The organism is Gelidibacter algens, from assembly GCF_001678675.1.
GTDB classification, from domain to species: domain Bacteria; phylum Bacteroidota; class Bacteroidia; order Flavobacteriales; family Flavobacteriaceae; genus Gelidibacter; species Gelidibacter algens.
Map to the genome: position 1 here is coordinate 126934 of NZ_LZRN01000005.1, position 20842 is coordinate 147775.

General features: G+C 38.7%; 22 protein-coding genes. 16 read left to right on the plus strand and 6 right to left on the minus strand.

Translation table 11 applies throughout. From position 1 onward, the window contains the following. The first annotated feature begins 41 nt into the window (after positions 1 to 41). The 10 genes from mtgA to A9996_RS03755 all read left to right on the plus strand — a co-directional run bounded on the left by mtgA (position 42) and on the right by A9996_RS03755 (position 7797). Complete coding sequence (gene mtgA / locus A9996_RS03710; RefSeq protein WP_066431009.1) at positions 42 to 740, plus strand: monofunctional biosynthetic peptidoglycan transglycosylase; 699 nt, start codon at positions 42 to 44, stop codon at positions 738 to 740. Continuing rightward, positions 730 to 1191, plus strand: a complete 462-nt coding sequence (locus A9996_RS03715) for a 3-oxoacyl-ACP synthase (protein ID WP_066431128.1) — start codon at positions 730 to 732, stop codon at positions 1189 to 1191. The genes mtgA and A9996_RS03715 overlap by 11 nt, the downstream gene beginning before the upstream one ends. A 131-nt stretch (positions 1192 to 1322) precedes the next feature. Further along, positions 1323 to 2303 (plus strand): NAD(P)/FAD-dependent oxidoreductase, encoded by a 981-nt coding sequence (locus A9996_RS03720; protein ID WP_346210582.1) that lies wholly within the window; start codon positions 1323 to 1325, stop codon positions 2301 to 2303. After that, on the plus strand, positions 2272 to 3183 hold the full coding sequence (locus tag A9996_RS03725; RefSeq protein ID WP_346210583.1) for a methyltransferase domain-containing protein: 912 nt from the start codon (positions 2272 to 2274) through the stop codon (positions 3181 to 3183). Before A9996_RS03720 ends, A9996_RS03725 begins: the two co-directional genes overlap by 32 nt. Before the next feature lie 89 nt (positions 3184 to 3272). Further along, the gene (locus A9996_RS03730; RefSeq protein WP_066431015.1) at positions 3273 to 4325 is read left to right on the plus strand and encodes a type III polyketide synthase; all 1053 of its coding nucleotides are present in this window, start codon (positions 3273 to 3275) and stop codon (positions 4323 to 4325) included. A 42-nt stretch (positions 4326 to 4367) separates the two neighbouring features. After that, a complete protein-coding gene (locus A9996_RS03735) occupies positions 4368 to 5165 on the plus strand; it encodes an SDR family oxidoreductase (protein WP_066431016.1) in 798 nt (265 codons plus the stop codon). Between the two features lie 51 nt (positions 5166 to 5216). Beyond that, on the plus strand, positions 5217 to 5666 hold the full coding sequence (locus tag A9996_RS03740; protein ID WP_066431019.1) for a 3-hydroxyacyl-ACP dehydratase FabZ family protein: 450 nt from the start codon (positions 5217 to 5219) through the stop codon (positions 5664 to 5666). Further along, positions 5659 to 6927, plus strand: coding sequence for a beta-ketoacyl-[acyl-carrier-protein] synthase family protein (locus A9996_RS03745; protein WP_066431027.1), 1269 nt, complete (start codon positions 5659 to 5661; stop codon positions 6925 to 6927). Before A9996_RS03740 ends, A9996_RS03745 begins: the two co-directional genes overlap by 8 nt. A 46-nt stretch (positions 6928 to 6973) precedes the next feature. Continuing rightward, entirely contained in the window at positions 6974 to 7228 is a 255-nt protein-coding gene (locus A9996_RS03750) for an acyl carrier protein (protein ID WP_066431031.1), read from the plus strand. Then, the gene (locus A9996_RS03755; RefSeq protein ID WP_066431035.1) at positions 7225 to 7797 is read left to right on the plus strand and encodes a 4'-phosphopantetheinyl transferase family protein; all 573 of its coding nucleotides are present in this window, start codon (positions 7225 to 7227) and stop codon (positions 7795 to 7797) included. The genes A9996_RS03750 and A9996_RS03755 overlap by 4 nt, the downstream gene beginning before the upstream one ends. On the opposite strand, the gene A9996_RS03760 is transcribed toward A9996_RS03755, so the two are convergent. The 6 genes from A9996_RS03760 to A9996_RS03785 all read right to left on the minus strand — a co-directional run bounded on the left by A9996_RS03760 (position 7784) and on the right by A9996_RS03785 (position 14471). Continuing rightward, positions 7784 to 8713: an ABC transporter ATP-binding protein gene (locus tag A9996_RS03760; protein WP_066431039.1), complete on the minus strand. Its 930-nt coding sequence runs from the start codon at positions 8711 to 8713 to the stop codon at positions 7784 to 7786. The two genes, A9996_RS03755 and A9996_RS03760, sit on opposite strands and share 14 nt — an antisense overlap. A gap of 80 nt (positions 8714 to 8793) precedes the next feature. Beyond that, positions 8794 to 10959, minus strand: a complete 2166-nt coding sequence (locus A9996_RS03765; protein ID WP_066431048.1) for a prolyl oligopeptidase family serine peptidase — start codon at positions 10957 to 10959, stop codon at positions 8794 to 8796. Between the two features lie 177 nt (positions 10960 to 11136). Continuing rightward, positions 11137 to 12126, minus strand: a complete 990-nt coding sequence (locus A9996_RS03770; RefSeq protein WP_066431050.1) for an aspartate-semialdehyde dehydrogenase — start codon at positions 12124 to 12126, stop codon at positions 11137 to 11139. 123 nt (positions 12127 to 12249) lie between these two features. Further along, on the minus strand, positions 12250 to 12651 hold the full coding sequence (gene mscL / locus A9996_RS03775) for a large conductance mechanosensitive channel protein MscL (protein WP_066431052.1): 402 nt from the start codon (positions 12649 to 12651) through the stop codon (positions 12250 to 12252). A gap of 73 nt (positions 12652 to 12724) precedes the next feature. Further along, a complete protein-coding gene (gene alr / locus A9996_RS03780; protein ID WP_066431055.1) occupies positions 12725 to 13831 on the minus strand; it encodes an alanine racemase in 1107 nt (368 codons plus the stop codon). After that, entirely contained in the window at positions 13824 to 14471 is a 648-nt protein-coding gene (locus A9996_RS03785; protein WP_066431058.1) for a thymidine kinase, read from the minus strand. The genes alr and A9996_RS03785 overlap by 8 nt, the downstream gene beginning before the upstream one ends. 103 nt (positions 14472 to 14574) lie before the next feature. Between A9996_RS03785 and A9996_RS03790 the strand changes: the two genes are divergently transcribed. The 6 genes from A9996_RS03790 to recJ all read left to right on the plus strand — a co-directional run bounded on the left by A9996_RS03790 (position 14575) and on the right by recJ (position 20818). Further along, positions 14575 to 15312 (plus strand): hypothetical protein, encoded by a 738-nt coding sequence (locus A9996_RS03790; protein WP_066431060.1) that lies wholly within the window; start codon positions 14575 to 14577, stop codon positions 15310 to 15312. A gap of 3 nt (positions 15313 to 15315) precedes the next feature. Further along, positions 15316 to 15993, plus strand: a complete 678-nt coding sequence (gene rsmI / locus A9996_RS03795; protein WP_066431061.1) for a 16S rRNA (cytidine(1402)-2'-O)-methyltransferase — start codon at positions 15316 to 15318, stop codon at positions 15991 to 15993. A gap of 284 nt (positions 15994 to 16277) precedes the next feature. Continuing rightward, positions 16278 to 17639: a dihydrolipoyl dehydrogenase family protein gene (locus A9996_RS03800; protein ID WP_066431130.1), complete on the plus strand. Its 1362-nt coding sequence runs from the start codon at positions 16278 to 16280 to the stop codon at positions 17637 to 17639. A 12-nt stretch (positions 17640 to 17651) separates the two neighbouring features. After that, positions 17652 to 18227: a uracil-DNA glycosylase family protein gene (locus tag A9996_RS03805; protein WP_066431063.1), complete on the plus strand. Its 576-nt coding sequence runs from the start codon at positions 17652 to 17654 to the stop codon at positions 18225 to 18227. A 378-nt stretch (positions 18228 to 18605) separates the two neighbouring features. Next, positions 18606 to 19028, plus strand: a complete 423-nt coding sequence (locus A9996_RS03810) for an OsmC family protein (protein ID WP_066431066.1) — start codon at positions 18606 to 18608, stop codon at positions 19026 to 19028. Between the two features lie 98 nt (positions 19029 to 19126). Then, entirely contained in the window at positions 19127 to 20818 is a 1692-nt protein-coding gene (gene recJ, locus A9996_RS03815) for a single-stranded-DNA-specific exonuclease RecJ (RefSeq protein WP_066431068.1), read from the plus strand. The last annotated feature ends 24 nt before the right edge of the window (positions 20819 to 20842 follow it).

The window sequence follows — 20842 nt, forward strand, 5'->3', positions numbered from 1 at the left end:
TTTCAAATTAAATTGATTCAATTTGAACACTAGTAACACGTATGATAAAAAAAATACTCAAATTTTTCTTTAAGGTTCTTTTATGGTTCTTGGCCATTCCACTTATTGGAGTCATTGTTTTCAAATGGGTTCCCGTTCCGGCAACACCTTTAATGGTGATACGATACTTTGAACAAAAGGAAGCCGAAAAAGAAACCGTTTGGAAACATGATTGGGTACCTCTAGAGGAGATTTCCAAAAACTTGCAGTTGGCTGTAATATGCAGTGAAGATCAAAACTTTTTAAAGCACAACGGGTTTGACATGGAGGCTATTGAAAAGGCGTTTGACAATAACCAAAAAGGCAAAAAAGTAAGAGGTGCGAGCACCATCAGTCAGCAAACTGCTAAAAATGTGTTTTTATGGCCACAGCGCAGCTGGCTCAGAAAAGGCATGGAAACGTATGTCACATTTTTGATTGAGTTAATTTGGACCAAGGAGCGTATTATGGAAGTCTATTTGAACAGTATTGAGATGGGTAACGGTGTTTATGGCGCTGAAGCTGCATCGCAACGCTGGTTCAAGAAATCTGCTTCGAAATTATCTAAAAGCGAAGCTGCAGCTATTGCCGCTATTCTGCCCAAACCTTTAAACTATCGCGCCAATCCACCAACAAATTATATCGCCAAGCGCAAACTATGGATTGTAAGACAAATGGGGTATCATGGTGCCTTAAATTATGATTCAAAAGATGAAAAGTGATCTTCACCTCAAGCAACAGCTGTATGACCAATGTGTTGATTTTGTTGAAAAGCGTCATTTAAAGATCCAGAATCAAATAAAGGAGATACAGGAAGCCTTGACTTCTGAGACCAAAAGTAGCGCAGGTGACAAGCATGAAACAGGAAGGGCGATGTTGCAACTGGAACGCGAGAAAGTGGGACAGCAATTGTCAGAAATTGAAAAAGTAATAGAAAATTTATCCAAAATTGATGTTGCTAAATCTTCTGATACTATTGGTTTAGGAAGTGTCATCTTCACCTCTAGCGCCAATTATTTTATTGCGATAAGTGCAGGACAATTGGAAGTTAATTCAGAATTGTTTTATGCCATTTCACCCACTACACCCATAGGGCTCTTGCTGACAGGTAAAAATAGCGGCGATGAGATTGTTTTTAGAGACCAGAGTTTTGTTATTAAAGATTCATATTGAAATTTGAGTGCTTTCTAAACCTGCTCGCGTCACTTTAAAATTGAACAAATCAATAATCCATTGCCATCAGAATATCTTTTCTAATCAAAACCGTTTATCTTTAGTAAAAATTAATTGCTAAAAAATCGTTTTTGAATACTTACGGTAACCCTTTTGATGTTCTTATTATTGGAGGTGGATTGGCTGGTCTTTCGGCGGCTATCCATTTGCAAAAACAGGGTTTTGACGTTATGCTCATTGAAAAAAATGAGTATCCCAAACACAAGGTATGTGGCGAATATATTTCAAATGAAGTCCTCCCATATCTAAACTATTTGGGTGTGGATGTCTTCGCCTTGGGGGCTAAGAACATCACAAAGTTTGAAGTTTCGAGTGCCAAAAGCAAACTCATAGCAGCCAATTTGCCTTTGGGCGGATTTGGCATCAGTAGATACGCTTTAGATGAGGCACTGTATTTAAAGGCCAAAAGTGTGGGTGTTTTGTTTGTTGTGGATACGGTTATGGAAGTACAGTTTTTGGATGATCAATTCTCTGTGGAGACAAAAGAAAACGGGAAGTATACCTCAAAAATTGTCATAGGAGCCTATGGCAAACGCACGAACTTAGATGTGAAATTAAATCGAAATTTCATCAAAAACAAATCCCCCTATTTAGCCGTAAAAACGCATGTGAAGGGCGATTTTCCTGAGGATGTTGTCGCTTTGCATAATTTTGAAGGGGGCTATTGCGGAGTCTCAAAAGTGGAAGATGATAGCATTAATCTGTGTTATATCACCAATTTTGAAGCGTTTAAAAAATACAAAGACATTGAGGAATTTCAGGAAAAAGTGCTCTTCAAAAACACCTATTTAAAATCAATTTTTAAAAACACTACCGCTGTTTTTGAATCGCCATTGACCATCAGCCAAATTTCTTTTGATCGTAAATCGCCCGTAGAGGAGCACATGCTCATGTGTGGGGATTCAGCAGGAATGATTCACCCTCTTTGTGGCAATGGCATGAGTATGGCCATTAGAAGCGCCCAAATAGCTTCAGAACTTATTATTGATTATCTAGATAACAAAACTATCAAGGAATTCATTGGAAAGGTCATACCAAAAGGCATGGAATAAAGCGTTCAAAAACCGCTTGAAAGTTGGTCATGTCGTCGCCAATCTATTTAATAACACTACATTGACTGAAGTGTCGCTACTGGCACTAGAAAAAAATACCTTTTTTGGTGCCATTTATTATCAAACAAACCCACGGAAAACCAATGATTATAAAATGAATTTTCTCGTCAATACCACATACCGTACTGAAGCCGAAGAGATCATGGATGATTTTTCCATTGCTGGCCCTATACTTAATGATGCGCTCGATAAATTGGCAATCATTAATAAGTTGCTCGGTGGCAATAGTGTAACCCTTAACGGACTTAAAGTCTTAGTAAAAAACCAGCCTAAAAATAAGCCTATAACCATTATCGATTTGGGCTGCGGTGGCGGTGATATTTTAAGAGCGATTGCACAATATGGCAAGAAAGAAGGTTACAATTTTCAATTGATTGGTGTGGACGCCAACAAAAATGCCACTGATTATGCCGCAACGTTATCCACAAACTATGAGAATATCAGCTTTGTACATGTAGATGTGTTTTCAGAAGAATTTAAAGCGATGCGCTATGACATTGTGATTACAACCTTGTTCCTGCATCATTTTAAGGGAGCAGTATTGTTGCAATTAGTGAAGCATTTGGTGAAAACAGCAAATATGGGTATCGTCGTCAACGATTTACACCGCCACCGATTGGCGTATTATCTGTTTAAGTTGATCACCATTCCTGTCAAGAACAAAATGATTATTGAAGACGGATTGACCTCAGTGTTGCGCGGTTTTAAAAGAAAAGAACTTGTAGATTTATCAAAACAACTGAATAGTAACCACCAACTCAATTGGAAATGGGCCTTTCGCTATCAGTGGATTCTGAAGAGCTCAGAATTCAAAGTTTAAAATTCAAAGTTCATAAGTGAGCATCAGGAATATTCATGGAATTAGTAAAAACTCGTGAACGACCTTACCAAAAAAAGCGTTTCTAAAATATGAAAGTAAAAATAACATCAGTCGCCAAACAATTACCAAAACACACCAGGGAAACCAAAGACATTATCCCATATTTGAATGTTTGGCTATCTGGGCAAGAAGAACGTTTCCAACGTAAGGTGATCAAATTGTTTGAAAATGCTGGTGTAGACCGTCGCTATTCCATCATGGATGCTGAGGAAGTTTTCCTAAATAGCTCTTTTGAAGAGAAAAATGATATTTACACCCGCGAGGTCATAGAGTTAGGAGAGCAAGCCTTGTTAAAGTCCTTGGAAAAAGCCAAACTTCAACCTACAGATATTGATTACATCATAACGGTGAGTTGTACAGGGATTATGATTCCTTCTTTAGACGCCTATCTTATTAATAGATTGAAAATGCGTCAAGATATTGTCCGTTTGCCAGTCACTGAAATGGGATGTGCGGCAGGAGTTTCTGGAATTATTTATGCGAAGAATTTTTTGAAAGCCAACCCGAACAAACGTGCGGCAGTTATAGCGGTGGAGTCACCAACAGCGACGTTTCAGCTCGATGATTATTCTATGGCAAATATTGTCAGTGCCGCAATTTTTGGTGATGGCGCAGCAAGTGTGATTTTGTCTTCTTATGAAGAAGATGAAGGCCCGGAAATTCTTGACGAAGCCATGTACCATTTTTATGATGCTGAAGATATGATGGGTTTTAAATTGGTCAACACAGGGTTGCAGATGATTTTGGACAAAGCGGTGCCTGAAACTATCTCCAATCATTTTCCACAAATAGTCCATCCCTTTTTGGAACGCAATCAAATAACCATCAAGGATGTGGACCATCTCATTTTTCATCCCGGAGGGAAAAAAATCGTGCAAACGGTTGAAGAGCTGTTCGGCTCTTTGGGAAAAAATATTGATGATACCAAAGAAGTCCTTAAATTGTATGGCAACATGAGTAGTGCTACGGTGCTATATGTGCTGGAACGTTTTATGGACAGAAACTTGCCTGAAGGCGACATCGGATTGATGCTAAGCTTCGGCCCAGGGTTTTCAGCACAGCAGATTTTATTAAAGTGGTAACGTTTAATCATGGAGCTTTCGAAAGCTTTTAGATAAACTCATATGACAAAAGAATTTCAAGATAAAAATTATTGGGCGCTTATTTTGGGTGGCTCAAGTGGTTTGGGTTTGGCAACCGCAAAAAAGCTGGCACAACATGGCATGAATATCTGCATTATACATCGTAATCCGAGAGCCCAAGAAGAACTAATTGAGGCAGAATTTGATGAAATTCGCAAAATTGGTGTAAAATTCAAATCCTTTAATGCCGATGCGTTTAAAGTGGAGAAACGAAACGACATACTTTCAGAATTAAAGAATTCTTTTGGAGAAAATGGACGGATTAGAACCTTGGTGCACAGTGTAGCCAAAGGAAATTTAAAACCGATGCTTTCAGAAGATCAACCCACATTAAATACGGACGATTTCAATTTGACCATCAACGCCATGGCCATCAGTTTATATGATTGGACCCAAGCTATATTCAAATCAAAACTGTTTGCTGATGATGCGCGAATCATCAGTTTTACCAGTGAAGGCAATACCAAAGCCTGGAAAAATTATGCGGCAGTTTCAGCAGCAAAAGTTACTTTGGAAGCTATTACGCGAAATATTGCTTTAGAATATGCGCCCTTCGGAATTCGTGCCAATTGCATTCAGGCGGGCATAACCGATACAGCCTCGTTACGCATGATTCCGGGGAGTGAGCAACTTAAAAAACACGCATTGATAAGAAATCCTTTTAAGCGATTGACCACACCGGAAGATATTGCCAACGCTGTGTATTTGCTAAGTAAAGATGAAGCACGCTGGATCAACGGGTGCGTCATTCCTGTGGATGGCGGGGAACATATTTCATAAATTAAAACAAGCCTTTCAGGTTTTCAAAACCGGAAAGGTTCTCAGAAAAAAATGACAATAAAAGAAATCATAAAAATACTGCCTTACGAGTCTCCGTTTCACTTCGTTGATGGGCTTTCCGCAATTTCCGATGATGGCGTCACAGGTCATTATACATTTAAGGAGACCGAATTTTTCTATGCCGGTCATTTTAAAGAAAACCCAATAACTCCAGGCGTTATTTTAACGGAGTGTATGGCACAAATAGGGTTGGTATGTTTGGGGATTTATCTAATGAGAGCGGAACTTTCTGACGATTTTAAACCCCAAATTGCATTGACCTCAAGTCAAGTCGACTTCTTTTTGCCAGTTTTTCCTGGTGAAAAAGTATCAGTGATATCCGAAAAAGAAGTGTTTCGGTTCAATAAATTAAAATGTAAAGTGAAACTCTTCAACGAAAAAAACGAATTGATATGCCGAGGTACTATTTCAGGAATGCTAAAACCGAACACCCATGACTAAAGTCGTTATTACAGGAATGGGCGTTGTGGCTCCCAATGGTGTGGGGTTGGAAGCGTTTACTGAGGCTATAAAATCGGGGAACTCCGGGATAACATTCCATGAAAATTTGAAAGCCGCTAACTTTTCATGCTGCATTGGTGGTATTCCGCAAGTTTCCAAAGAAAAAAAATTGGAATATCTCACACCTTTGCAACTCCGCGGTTTCAATAGTTCAGGCATTTTATATGGCTGTATGGCAGGAATGGATGCTTGGAAAGATGCTGGATTTGAAGTCAATCGTGACAGTGAACTTGATTATGATAGTGGCTGCATTTTTGGAACGGGCACTTCAGGAGTTGACAAATTTAGGGAAGCCATATATAAATTGGATGCAGGAGACGTCAAACGCATGGGAAGTACGGTGGTATTACAAACAATGGCCAGCGGTATCAGTGCCTATCTTGGCGGTATTTTGGGTTTGGGCAATCAGGTGACCACCAATTCTTCTGCATGCACAACCGGAACTGAAGCTATTTTAATGGGATTTGAACGTATAAAAAACGGCCAGGCAAAGCGAATGTTGGTGGGCAGTTGCAGTGATGATGGTACTTATATTTGGGGCGGATTTGATGCGATGCGCGTCATGACTTACAAACATAATGATACTCCTCATCAAGGTTCTCGACCAATGAGTGCCTCAGCAAGTGGTTTCGTTCCAGGGAGTGGAGCAGGTGCGATGGTTTTGGAATCCTTGGAAAGTGCTTTGGAACGTGGTGCGACCATTTACGCTGAGGTTTTGGGAGGTCATGTCAATTCTGGTGGACAACGAAATGGGGGCACTCTGACGGCTCCAAACTCTGAAGCTGTGCAACGTTGTATAGTAAAAGCCATTGAAAATTCCGGGATCGATGCCAAACACATTGACACGATTAATGGGCATTTAACGGCGACCTCAAAAGACAGTCTCGAAATTGAAAATTGGACCGCGGCATTGGGCCGAAAGGGCAGCGATTTTCCATATATAAATTCTTTGAAATCGATGGTTGGTCATTGTTTAGCAGCCGCTGGAAGTATTGAAAGTGTGGCAACGGTGTTGCAGTTAAAAGAGCAGTTTGTGTTTCCAAATATCAATTGTGACGATGTGCATCCTGAGATTCTGGAATTGATTGATGACGAAAAAATCCCGAAACAAATGATAAAAAAAGTACTGACCATTGCTGCAAAAGCGAGTTTTGGTTTTGGTGATGTCAATGCTTGTATTATCTTTAAAAAGTATAATTAACTCTTAAAAGGCGATCATTTCCTAAAGAGTTTAGACCAAAAATTGCATGAAAAAAGAAGAACTCATTGCCAAATTAAAAACCATTGTCCAACCCTATATTCAAGATGAAGAAGCCTTTAAAAATTTAACAGAAGAGACGACTTTTGTAGGCGATTTAAAAATCAATTCCGCCAACTTGGTAGATGTGATTTTGGATGTGGAAGACGAATTTGATATCCGAATTGAGAACGATGAAATGGAACGAATGCTTTCAGTAAAGGCAGCCATGGAAATTGTAACCTCAAAAATTGCCAAGGAGTGATTGGCAACGATATTGTCGATTTGGAATGCGCTAAACACAATTCTCGATGGCGGGAACAACGGTTTTTGGACAAACTTTTCTCTGCGATAGAGCAAGATTATATTCTATCGGATGGGAAACGGTTTCAAAATATCTGGCGGTTGTGGAGTATGAAGGAAAGTGTCTATAAAATCATTTCGAGAGGTGATGGGATTGTTCGTTTTAATCCGAAAGATTTTACATGTTTGATCATGAATACTACTCAAGCACACGTTAGGTTTGAAAACACAACTGTACCTACACTGACAGAAACACATCCTGATTTCATTCAAACGACTGCTTTTTTAAAACCTGATTGGACTTCTGAAGTAGTTCAACTAGTGCATTCAGATTTTAAATCGCAACACAAACAAAGCTACCAACACGCTATTAAAGCTTATGCCATCTTAAAGAATGTGTCTCAAAACATGGTGGAAATAATTAAAAACAGATTAGGAGTGCCACAGTTTTATATTAATGGCAGCTTACAACCAGAACACTTGTCGCTCACCCATCACGGTCATTTTGGAGCTTTTGCTATTGCCGTTTGATTTCTTCGAGAAAGACTTCTCTATTTTTTTCTAAAGCTGTTGGATGTTCAAACCGAATAATAGCACCCTGGTAATCGGCTTCAATTAAGTAATAATGCCCTTTAAAATAAGAGCGCAAAACAATTGCTTTTAAATCTGAGCTATCAGTTGATTTTAACTGATGCGCAAAAACAATGACATTATCAAGCACATTGACTTCTCCAAAAAAGGAAGCAATTAAGGGTAATTCGGGATGGCGATAAAGTTCTTGTGGTGAATTGTTTGCGATGATTTTTGAATCGTGAAGTACTAGCATTCTATCAGCGTAACCCAATACATCTTCACGATCATGGGTTGCCACAAGGCATGTAATATTTTTTTCTTTTAAATAAGCAAAAACACTTCGGCGTAACGACTGTTTTTGGAAATTATCGATATGGCTAAAAGGTTCATCTAACAAGATGATTTCCGGTTGTTTTGCCAAGGCTCTTGCCAACGCTACACGTTGTTTTTGTCCTCCGCTCAGAGTTTTGACTTTGGTTTTTACAAAGTCCTGTAACTCTACAACAGTTAAAAGTTCTTGAACACGTTCCTTTTTTTCTTCCGGAAAGAAATTGGAAAGGTGCTTCCCTATATTTTCCTCAACGGTGATAAATGGCATCAAATCGAATTCTTGTGCCACATATTTCATGAAATCATAGCCTACGACAAGATTATATTTAGGGCCCAAAATCTCTTTATCTTTCCAAAAAATTTGTCCCTCATTTAAATCATATTCGCCATAAATCAGTTTTAAAAGCGTGGATTTTCCTGAGCCGCTTTCGCCAATTATTGAAATATGTTCGCCTTTATTTACGGTAAAATCAATCGTATTGAGCACCGGAGCATCTGTGCTCTTTACATTGTAAGTGAACGTAATGTTTTCAACTTTTAGCATTTTTGTTTTACAAAAAAAACCTGTCAGTCCCGATGGTTCGGGATCAAAAACCTGACAGGTCTGGAATAAAATCTGATAATTTATCCTTTTACTTTCGAGTTCGTTTTATTTGGCAATACTTTATAACCCATATTGTAAAGCGTAAATCCGAAAATATCAGCGTACTGCTCAATAGTTTTGCTCACAGGAGTTCCTGCGCCATGGCCAGCATCTGTTTCGATTCTGATAAGTGTTGGGTTGGTGCCTGATTGCTTGCTTTGTAATTCTGCAGCAAATTTAAAACTGTGTGCAGGAACTACACGGTCATCATGATCTCCAGTAGTGATCAACGTTGCAGGATATTCAACGCCTTCCTTGACGTTATGTACAGGAGAATAGGCTTTCAAATAGTCGAACATTTCTTTGTTGTCTTCAGACGTTCCATAATCATAGGCCCAACCTGCTCCTGAGGTGAACGTATGGTAACGTAACATATCCAATACGCCCACAGCAGGAAGGGCCACTCTCATTAAGTCTGGACGTTGCGTCATTGTTGCGCCTACTAAAAGGCCGCCGTTTGAACCACCTCGGATTGCCAAATAATCTGAAGAGGTGTAGTTGTTGTCAATCAAATATTCTGCGGCAGCGATAAAATCGTCAAACACATTTTGTTTTTCCATTTTGGTGCCAGCGTCATGCCATTTTTTGCCATATTCTCCACCACCACGAATGTTAGGAACTGCGTACACACCACCTTGTTCCATCCAAACCGCATTGGCAATACTGAAGCCAGGTGTCATAGAAATGTTGAATCCGCCGTAGCTATATAGGATGGTCGGATTTTTACCGTTGAGTTCTACACCTTTTTTATATGAAATGATCATTGGTACTTTGGTACCGTCTTTTGAAGTGTAAAACACTTGCTTGCTCTCAAAATCATCTGCATTAAAATTGATTGCTGGCTTTTTATAAACTTCAGAAGCGCCGTTTTTTGGGTCTAGTGTATATATAGTGCTTGGGGTGATATAGTTTGAAAATGAATAGTAAACAATTTCATCTTCTTTTTTACCGCCAAAACCGCCAGCACTTCCAACACCTGGAAGTTCAATTTCTCTGACCAAATTCCCATCATAATCGTATTGCTTGACCTTAGAAACCGCATCTACCATATAGCTTGCAAAAATATAACCGCTACTGGTAGAAACGCTCAATACATTTTCTGTTTCAGGAATAAAGTCCTTCCAATTTTCAGGATTTGGATTAGAAGCATCAACCGTGACCACTTTTTGGTTAGGCGCATTTTTATTGGTGATTAAATACAGTGTGGTTCCAACGTTTTCAATAACGCCAGTGTCGGTATCAGAATTATCCAAAATGGTTACCATTTTGCTATTTGGCTGAGATAAATTTTGCATCAACAACTTTGTTCCAGAGGTTGAGCTTCTTGGATAGATGAATAAATAGTTGCCATCTTCAGTAACGCTGCCGCTTACATAACGATGTTTTTGTTCAGGCGTACCACCATAAATTAACTGGTCTTGTTTTTGGGAAGTTCCTAATTTATGATAGAAGAGTTTATGTTGGTCTGTTTTGGCTGAAAGTTCACTGCCTTTAGGTTTGTCATAACTTGAATAATAAAAACCTTCATTCTCCTTCCATGAAATACCGCTGAATTTGACATCAACGATGGTATCTTCAATTTGTTTTTTGTTCTCAGCGTCGATAACAATTACTTTACGCCAATCACTTCCGCCTTCAGAAATAGAATAAGCAGCAAGCTTCCCGCTTTTAGAGAAATTGAGACCTCCTAAAGAAATGGTACCATCTTTACTGAAGGTATTTGGGTCTAAAAAAACCTCTTCATTATCATTGCCCGTTTTCTTTCTATAAATAACAGATTGGTTTTGAAGTCCGTCATTCTTGTAGAAATAGGTATAATCACCTTCAACAAAAGGCGCACTGATTTTTTCGTAGTTCCAAATTTCTTCCAAACGATCTTTCAGTTCTTGGCGGTATGGAATTTGTTCTAAATAATTGCTTGTAACCTCATTTTGGGCTTTTACCCAAGCGCCAGTTTCTTCGCTTCTGTCATCTTCGAGCCAGCGGTAAGGGTCTTTTACTTCTTCTCCAAAATAAGTGTCAACGGTGTCTACAGTTTTAGTTTCGGGATATGTCACAGCAATGGCATTAGGATTTCTAAGTTCATTTTCATTTTTGCAGGCGGTTATTGTAGTAAGAATTACCACTGCAAGCGCTAATTTTTTCATAAGAGTTAACGAGTTAAGTGTTGTGTCTCAAAAATAAACAAAAAAGCCCCTACAAATGGATGCAGGCGCCTTTTTAATATTTTGTTAAGAAATTTTACTTCTGATTATCCTTTAAAATGTTGTTGAAATCCCAAGTATGAGACGCCATTTATAATTTTATGAACCCAAAGCTCATGTTTAAAGTAGCTTCTTATTGATTAGGTATTCAGCAATTTGTATGGTATTTGTAGCGGCACCTTTTCTTAAGTTATCACTTACAATCCATAAATTCAAAGAGTTTGGTTGTGAGCCATCACGTCTTATTCGTCCTACAAACACGTCATCTTTTCCATTGGCATAAATAGGCATAGGATAGGTGTTGACGTCAGTATTGTCCTGAACTATCACACCAGGAGTTTCGCTTAATAACTTGCGGACTTCAGTAACATCAAAATCTTTTTCAAACTCAATATTGACAGATTCGCTATGGCCACCTTCTGTTGGGATTCTCACAGCAGTTGCAGTTACCGCTATAGTGCGGTCATCTAGAATTTTTTGAGTTTCTCTAACTAATTTCATTTCCTCTTTAGTGTATCCGTTGTCTTCAAATACGTCACAATGGGGAATGACATTTTTATGGATTGGATAAGGATAAGCCATTTCACCTTTGATGCCCGCCAATTCATTTTCGAGTTGTTTTACAGCTTTCAACCCAGTACCTGTGATGGATTGATAGGTAGACACAACAACTCTTTTTATGCGGTATTTTTTATGAAGAGGTGCCAAGACCATCACCATTTGAATGGTAGAGCAGTTTGGATTGGCAATAATTTTATCCTCTTTTGTAAGTTGGTCTGCATTGATTTCTGGAACAATCAATTTTTTTGAAGCATCCATTCTCCAGGCAGAAGAATTGTCAATAACGGTAGTGCCAGCTTCAGCAAATTTTGGAGCCCACTCTTGAGAGGTACTCCCTCCAGCAGAAAAAAGTGCAAGGTCTGGTTTTTTGGATACAGCTTCAGCCAGTCCAATAACTTTATAGGTTTTATTCTTAAAGCTAATCTCTTTACCGATGGATTTTTCTGACGCTACAAGCATCAATTCTGTAAATGGAAAATTGCGTTCTTCAAGAACTTTTAACATCACTTCGCCAACCATTCCAGTGGCACCAACAACAGCTACTTTCATAATTCAAAAAAATTTAAGTTGCTAAAGTAACCAATAATTTACTGCGTTTGAAGAACATTTTAAAAAAAAGAACCCGATCCTTTTAGGGAATCGGGTTTAAGTTAGAATATGGGTGTAGCGGAATTATTTTTTTAAGGCATCTCTGATTTCCTTCAACAAATCAATTTCAGTTGGACCAGATGGGGCTGCTGGAGCTATAGGTTTTTTGGTTTTGTTGTATGCTTTGACAATCACGAACAATACAAAGCCAACAATAACCAAGTTAATAATAGAGTTGACCCATTTTCCGTACATAATAGCATTTTCTGGTTTCAATACCGTTCCATCAGCAGCAATATTAGCTGGAGATAAGATAATTTTCAAATCAGCAAAATCGACATCATTCGCAAAGTTTCCAACAATAGGCATCATGATATCAGTTACAAAGCCATTGACAACCATCCCAACAGCGCTGGCAAGGATAACGGCTACGGCAAGATCTATGACGTTGCCCGTCATTATAAAATTTTTGAATTCTCTCCACATAATATTTTGATTTGGTTAGTTAATGCGTGACTAATATATAAAAATATAGAATTGTTAAATTCTTATAAAGCTATTATTTTTTAATTACCCGCTTTACGCGCTGGGAAATAGCAGTAATCAGTTCATAAGAAATAGTATTTGCAGCACTGGCCAAATTTTCAGCAGTGTGAGAAGCATCAAAAATAATGACTTCATCACCTTCTTCACACTCAATGCCGGTGATGTTGACCATAATCATATCCATGCAAACGTTTCCGACAATGGGCGCTTTCTTCCCGTCAATGATCACAAACCCTTTTCCCTGACCGTATTGACGGCCAATACCATCAGCATGACCAATAGGAATGGTAGCTGTGATTATAGAAGCGGCGCTTTTGTAAGCGCGATTGTAACCAACAGTGTCTCCTTTCTCAATATGATGTATTTGTGAAATGACCGACTTGAGTTTGGCTATCGGTTTGAAATTTATATTTTCTTTTTCAGAGTTACCAAAGCCGTACAATCCAATCCCGCTGCGCACCATGTCAAGATGTGCCTCAGGATGATTCAAGATTCCAGAAGTGTTGCAAAGATGGAGCATGGGCTTATAATCAAAAACCTTTGTAAACGCGTCTGCAATTTTTTTAAAGGCGATTATTTGATGTTCTGTAAATTCTTTTTCGTTCAAATCTTCACTTGCCGCCAAGTGCGAAAAAATCGATTTGACATAAATTGTTTCAGATCCCTGTAATTTTGAATAAATGGACTCAATATCGTCTTCAGCAAAACCTAATCTATTCAGTCCAGTATTAAATTTCAGATGGATGGGATAATTTTTTTGATTCTTATAGGTAGCAACATCCAAAAATTCTTTTAAAACCTTGGTATTATAGATGCTGGGTTCCAAGCAGCGCTCTATAATTGTATGGAAGCTGACAGGTAGGGGATGTAGGACCAAAATAGGTTTTGTGACCCCAGCATTTCTTAGCGCGACACCCTCACTTGTATAGGCTACAGCAAAATAGTCAACATTGAGATCTTGAAGAAAAAGTGCAAGGTCATCAGCATCATTGCCATAGGCAAAAGCCTTGACAACGGCTAAAAATTTAGTCTCTTTGCGGAGTTTTGATTTAAGATATTCAAAATTTTGTTTTAGAGCGGAAAGATCAATTTCGAGTACGGTTTCTTGCGCTTTAGGCATTGGAATTTTTCGGTTTTTCAGTGAGTTCTTCAGCATCAATCACCTTCATAGTTCTAACTTTGTCCTTTGCCATGGCTTTGTAAAATGCAGCACGACTCAAAGGTTCATATTCATCTACTTCGCCCAACATTACCAAGGCGTCATTTTGGGACTTTCGGTAACTGTATTGTGCCAAATTGCCGGTACGTGTGCAAATGGCATGTACCTTGGTTACATACTCTGCAGTAGCCATCAAATGGGGCATTGGACCAAAAGGATTACCCTTGAAATCCATATCTAAGCCAGCCACAATAACCCTAACACCTTTGTTGGCCAAATCATTGCAAACACGAATGATCTCATCATCAAAAAACTGGGCTTCGTCAATCCCAACCACCGCGCAACCATCCGCCAAAATAGGGATATTTGCAGCTGCGGGAACGGATGTGGAGCGGATTTGATTGGCATCATGGGACACCACCATGCCTTCATCATAGCGCACATCTATAGCGGGTTTAAAAATCTCCACTTTTTGTTTTGCAAACTGTGCACGCTTAAGACGCCTGATCAATTCTTCGGTTTTACCGGAAAACATGGAGCCACAGATAACCTCAATCCACCCAAATTGTTCTTTAGGATTTACTGTATTTTCAAGAAACATTTCGTAATTTTAACACTGAAACAAAGCTTATCTTCGTTTTACATAAAGGTGGCGTAAATTTATTAAAAATCAAAAGCATAAATTAGAATTAAAGTTAAAAGTTATGAAGAAGAAGCTGGAGTCGGAATTGATGAGCATTGCACATAGGATTCTAAAATTAAAGGGGAAAGAGAACGTTACTGAACTGCATCGTGAAACAGGTCTTCTATACGAAAAATTAAGTGTTTTGAAATTTGCCAACGAAAATTTGGAACAAGGCTTGCCAACCATTGGAGTCGATTCTTCATTCTTTGATATGTTGGATGTGGCTTTCAACAATAAAATAAGTGATAACATTGAACGTGGTGATAAAATTTATGTCAATCTTGATGAGATAGAAGATGATGGCATTATGGAACCTGTCATGGAAAAAATCAAAGATCTGGTGGCGCAAATGCCACATGAAGCGAGCGCGGTAGATGCTTTTTTTGAGCAATCTTTGCCACAAATTGATGAGTCCAAAAACGACTTTGATAACTTGACCGCAGGTTTTAAAAACATGCCTGTTTTTGATCCTGTTTCTGCTTCAAAATCTAAAGAACAGCTCAAAAGGTCTTTGAATGATAAACTGAAACATGGTCTTAACATTGGCCTTAATGACAAAATAGCTTTTATAAAGCATCTTTTTGATGGCGAGCGCGAAGATTATGAACGTGTACTTTCTCAAATCAATACGGCGAGTTCTTTTGATGAGGCCAGCAATTTGATCCAAAACATTGTTAAGCCAGATTATAACAATTGGCAAGGCAAAGAAGATTTTGAGCTGCGCTTTATGGGCATTATAGAAGGTAAGTTCGATTAATTAATGAGCAAATTATACATCGTACCTACACCAATAGGTAACCTTAAAGACATGACTTTTAGAGCTGTTGAGGTTTTAAAGGAAGTGGATTTGATTTTGGCGGAAGACACACGAACTTCTGGCAAACTATTGAAGCACTATAATATTGCAACTCCTTCGCAATCCCACCATATGCACAATGAGCATAGAACGGTGGAGCATTTGGTTCAAAAGATAAAATCAGGCACCACCGTGGCGTTAATTAGCGATGCTGGAACGCCTGCTATTTCTGATCCCGGATTTTTATTGACCCGTGCCTGCATTGAAAATAATATTGAAGTAGATTGTCTGCCTGGAGCAACAGCCTTTGTGCCCGCTTTGGTCAATAGCGGAATGCCCAATGATAAATTTGTGTTTGAAGGATTTTTACCCCCAAAAAAGGGAAGACAGACGCGATTGTTGCTTTTGGCTGAAGAAACCCGGACCATTATTTTTTATGAGAGCCCGCATAAGCTTATTAAAACCTTATCTCAATTTTGTGAGTATTTAGGTGAAGATAGGCCCGTTTCTGTGTCTAGGGAATTGACCAAACTCTATGAAGAAACTATAAGAGGCAGCGCCAAGGAAGTTCTTGAACACTACACCGCAAAACCACCAAAAGGTGAAATTGTGATTGTGGTTGGTGGGAAACCCAAAACTTAAATCATTCTTATTCATTACCTTAATAAAGCATCAAGACCGCTTTGCTGCTAAAATCAAGAGCATCACTTTATATCTTCAGAATTGTCTTTAGGCCGCGCTAAAATGATTAAGTTGCATTTTGCAAGTAGCCAGAAAAGAAATGGCATTATTCAGACCAAATCTTGGGGCATTCCTAAACATCTAAATTTTTATCGAACAGAATGTTCTATAATTTCTGAAATTTAGATTTTCCATAACATATTCTGGTTAAAACTTCAGTATCTTATTCTTCTTAAATGAAGATTATGAAAAATAAACATTATAATGTTTTTATAATTGGCAGTGGTGTGGCTGGCCAAACAGCGGCAGAAATATGCCGAAAAAACAACTTGACTGTGGCTATTGCCGACAATAGGGAATTTGGTGGCACTTGTGCAAATAGGGGTTGCGACTCCAAACGGATTCTGCTCCAATTTTCGAAATTGGTCTATCGCAGTCGAAATTTAAAAGGTATAGGCGTCAAACGAGTGCCCAAACTTAACTGGAAAAAAGTTCAGAAATTTAAACGGTCTTTTTCTAATCCCATTCCTCCAAATACGGAAGAGAAATTGACAGATTTGGGCATAGCACTCTACCATCAATCGCCAAAATTTATCAGTGAAAATCAAGTAGAGGTGGAGGGCAAGGTGGTTTCTGCAGACCATTTTATTATTGCTACTGGAAACATTCCAAGGGAATTAGATATTGAAGGCAAGGAATTCTTAAAAGTCAGTGAAGATGTTCTCGACCTGAAGAAAATTCCGAAATCGATCATATTTATTGGTTCCGGTTATATCGCCATGGAGTTTGCGTGTATGTTGGCAACTTTAGGCTGCAAAGTGACCATTCTGGAAAGAGATAATACTTCACTTGCAAATTTTGATCAGTATCTGGTCAAAAAGTTGATAGCTAAACTTGAAAGCTTGGGTGTTGTGTTTGTGTTTAATGCAGATGTGACGGCTATTAAAAAATTAAAGAAAAACTTAAAAGTATCCTATACACACGAGGGGAAATTGAAAACCCATAAATCAAGAAAAGTCATTAATGCTACGGGGAGAGTTCCAGCAATAGAGGCTTTACAACTCGACAAAGCGGGGATTGATGCAGATAAGGATGGTATTGTAGTTAATGACCACTTACAGAGCAAATCCCATTCTAATGTGTACGCTTGTGGAGATGTTTCCAATAAATCGCCTTCATTGACCCCTCTGTCTGGATTACAAGGCTATATCGCTGGGAACAATGTCGTCAAAGAAAAATCAAAAACATTAGATGTACCCTGTGTGCCGTCAACGGTATTTACAACGCCAAATTTATCTTCGGTAGGTTATGGTGAAGAGGACGCCAAGGCGCGTTATAAAAATGTCAAGGTCTACCAGGGTGATTCCAGTGGATGGTACAATGCCAAAAAAGAACAGGAAGACACTTATGCCTACACCATATTGGTCAATGAGCGGACTGATGAAATTGTGGGCGCCCATATATTAAGCACCGAAGCCAATGAAAGCATTAATGTAATGGCAGCAGCAATTTACAATAAAATGACCGTTAAAGAATTTAAGCGTATGATGATGACGTATCCTTCCTTTGGTATGGACATGAAAAAGATGATGGAGAATAAAGAATAGCGAGAAAAATTGATGGAAGACCTGCTCTTAAACATAAGAAACTGCACTTTATGTAAAGCCCATTTGCCACTCGGACCAAGGCCTATTGTTTTTGCGAATCCAGATTCAAAAATTGTGATCGTTAGTCAAGCACCGGGCACTAAAGCTCATGCCTCGGGTATACCTTGGGATGAAGCTAGTGGCAAGCAATTACGAAGATGGTTAGATGTGAGAGATGAAGAATTTTTTGACGAAAAGAATTTTGCGATTTTACCAATAGGATTCTGTTATCCTGGAAGAGGTAAAGGTGGCGACTTACCCCCACGACCAGAATGTGCACCAAAATGGCATGAAAAAGTATGGAATTTGATGCCCAATGTTGAATTGATACTTTTAATAGGAGCCTACGCCCAAAGGTATTATTTGAAGAAAGATGCCAAGAAAACTCTGACTCAAACAGTTGCCAATTACGATGAATATCTGCCCAAATATTTCCCTATACCGCATCCGTCGCCACGCAATCAATTTTGGTTGACACGCAATCCTTGGTATGAAGCGGAAGTAGTGCCGCAATTGAGACGTGTTATAAAAACTATCCTTAGATCGTAATGTGTTTATAATTAAGTTTTAAGATGATAGATTTACGGGTTATAAAATTATTCTCCACAATAATCAACGCTAAAAATTACCAACCTAAAATCCCACCATCTGATGAAGATCGAAAATAGTAGTCTTGCATTCGTGCCAAAAACTTAAAAATTTCATATTTATGAATTAGCGATTTGTAATCGGTGTACAACTATTTAATTTAACTAATATTAGCCTCTTAATTAATAATCCTAACAATCTCCTATCCCTAAATCATCGACTAAGATATTGGTGATGCCAACTCCCTAGTCTTAATATTTAATAGTATTTTTGGGTAAAAGTAGATAACATTAAAAAGTGCTTTTTACTTAAAGTGCTTTCAACCATAAACATAAAAAAATGGAACATAAAGTCATTACCCATTGGAAAGGAAACTCTCAATTTGAATCTGATAACCCGAGCGGAAAAACATTATTGATCGACACCTCAGTAGAAGATGGCGGTTATAATTCGGGCTTACGCCCAAAAGCCATGATGCTGTCGGCACTGGCAGGTTGTTCAGGTTTGGATGTGGTTTCTATTCTTAATAAAATGAAAGTAGATATTTCAGATTTTCGAATGGACACCTATGGCGAATTGACTGAAGAACATCCAAAATACTACCATACCGTTTCTGTGGAATATCACTTTTATGGCGATCAACTAAATGAAGACAAAATAAAAAAGGCGGTCGATTTGTCCATTGAGAAATATTGTGGCGTGATGGAAATGTTCAGAAGATTTGCCAAGGTAAATACGTCTATTCATTACCACAATAAATAATTATTTGGAAAAAGACCTCACAGGTTTCAATCCCGAAGTTTCGGGGCTGTTAGGTCTAAGAAATGTTAGATTGAAACTATACAACCAGAAACCAAAACATGCGTTGGACCATAAAACCAAAACCAGAACCTTCTAAAGTAAAACACTTGAGTCAAGCGCTTCAGGTGGAGGAAGCCATTGCATCGCTGTTGCTTCAACGGGGTATAGAAACTTATGAAGAGGCCAAACACTTTTTCAGGCCAAGTCTTGATGAGTTGCATGACCCCTTCTTAATGAAGGATATGGACAGAGCTGTAGAGCGTATCGAAAAAGCCATTGCTAATGGTGAGAATATTTTGGTTTTTGGCGATTATGATGTAGATGGTACAACCTCAGTCGCCTTAATGTCCTCGTATCTCAAAACCAGAACGGAAGCCGTTGCCACGTATATTCCAGATCGATATGAGGAAGGTTATGGGGTTTCCATCAAGGGTATTGACTTTGCGCATGACAACGATTTTTCTCTAATCATTGCACTCGATTGTGGCATCAAAGCCATAGATAAAGTGGCCTACGCCAAAGAGAAAGGCATTGAATTTATTATTTGCGACCATCACCGGCCAGGCTCTATACTTCCTGATGCTGTGGCCATTTTAGATCCGAAACGTGACGATTGCAGTTATCCTTATGACGAATTGTGTGGGTGTGGGGTCGGTTTCAAATTGGTTCAAGCGTTAGCTTCTCGAGATGGGAAATCTGTTGAAGATTTGACGGAATATCTGGATCTGGTGGCTACGGCAATTGGTGCTGATATCGTTCCTATTACTGGAGAGAATAGAACCTTGGCATATTTCGGATTGCAAGTCATTAATGGCAATCCGCGGGCAGGAATTAAAGCTATTATCAATCAAACCAAAAAAACTGAATTGACCATCACCGATGTCGTTTTTATTGTAGCACCAAGAATCAATGCTGCGGGACGGATGAAACATGGCAATCATGCCGTGACGTTATTGACAGAAGAAAATGAGGAATTAGCGAAAACCTATGCCCTCCAAATTGAGCAGTTTAATACCGACAGAAAAGAAGCGGATCAACAAATCACCCAAGAAGCCTTGCTTCAAATAGAAGAATTTAAGGAACAAGAGCGCTTCACTTCAGTTGTTTATCATGAGTCTTGGCATAAAGGGGTCATTGGCATCGTTGCCTCCAGATTGATTGAAACTTATTATAGACCCACTTTGGTGTTTACCAAAAGTGGTGATAGATTGGCAGCTTCTGCGCGTTCGGTTTCTGGATTTGATGTCTACAATGCCTTAGAAGCGTGCAGTGCACATATAGAACAATTTGGTGGTCATAAGTATGCTGCAGGCTTGACACTTAAATTTGAAAATTATGATGCTTTCAAACAAGCTTTTGAAGACGAGGTTTCAAAAACCATCGATAAAGCGCTTCTAACTCCAGAAATCAGGGTGGATATGCCTATTGATTTTAAGCACATCACTCCTAAATTTTATAGAATTCTAAAACAGTTTGCACCGTTCGGACCGGGAAATATGGCGCCTATTTTTATGACAGAAAATTTACAGGATACAGGTTATGGGAAATGTGTGGGTGGTGATGACAAGCATTTAAGAATCACCGCCAAACAGGGAAATTCAGATAAAATCGTGGGTATCGGTTTTAATTTGGGTAATAAGTGTGATGTGATTACTGATAAAAAACTATTTAAAGCCGTCTACTCCATTGATGAAAACCATTGGCAGGGTAACGTTAGCTTACAATTGAAATTAAGGGATATTAGACCCTAATCTTATTTTATATTTAGAATATAT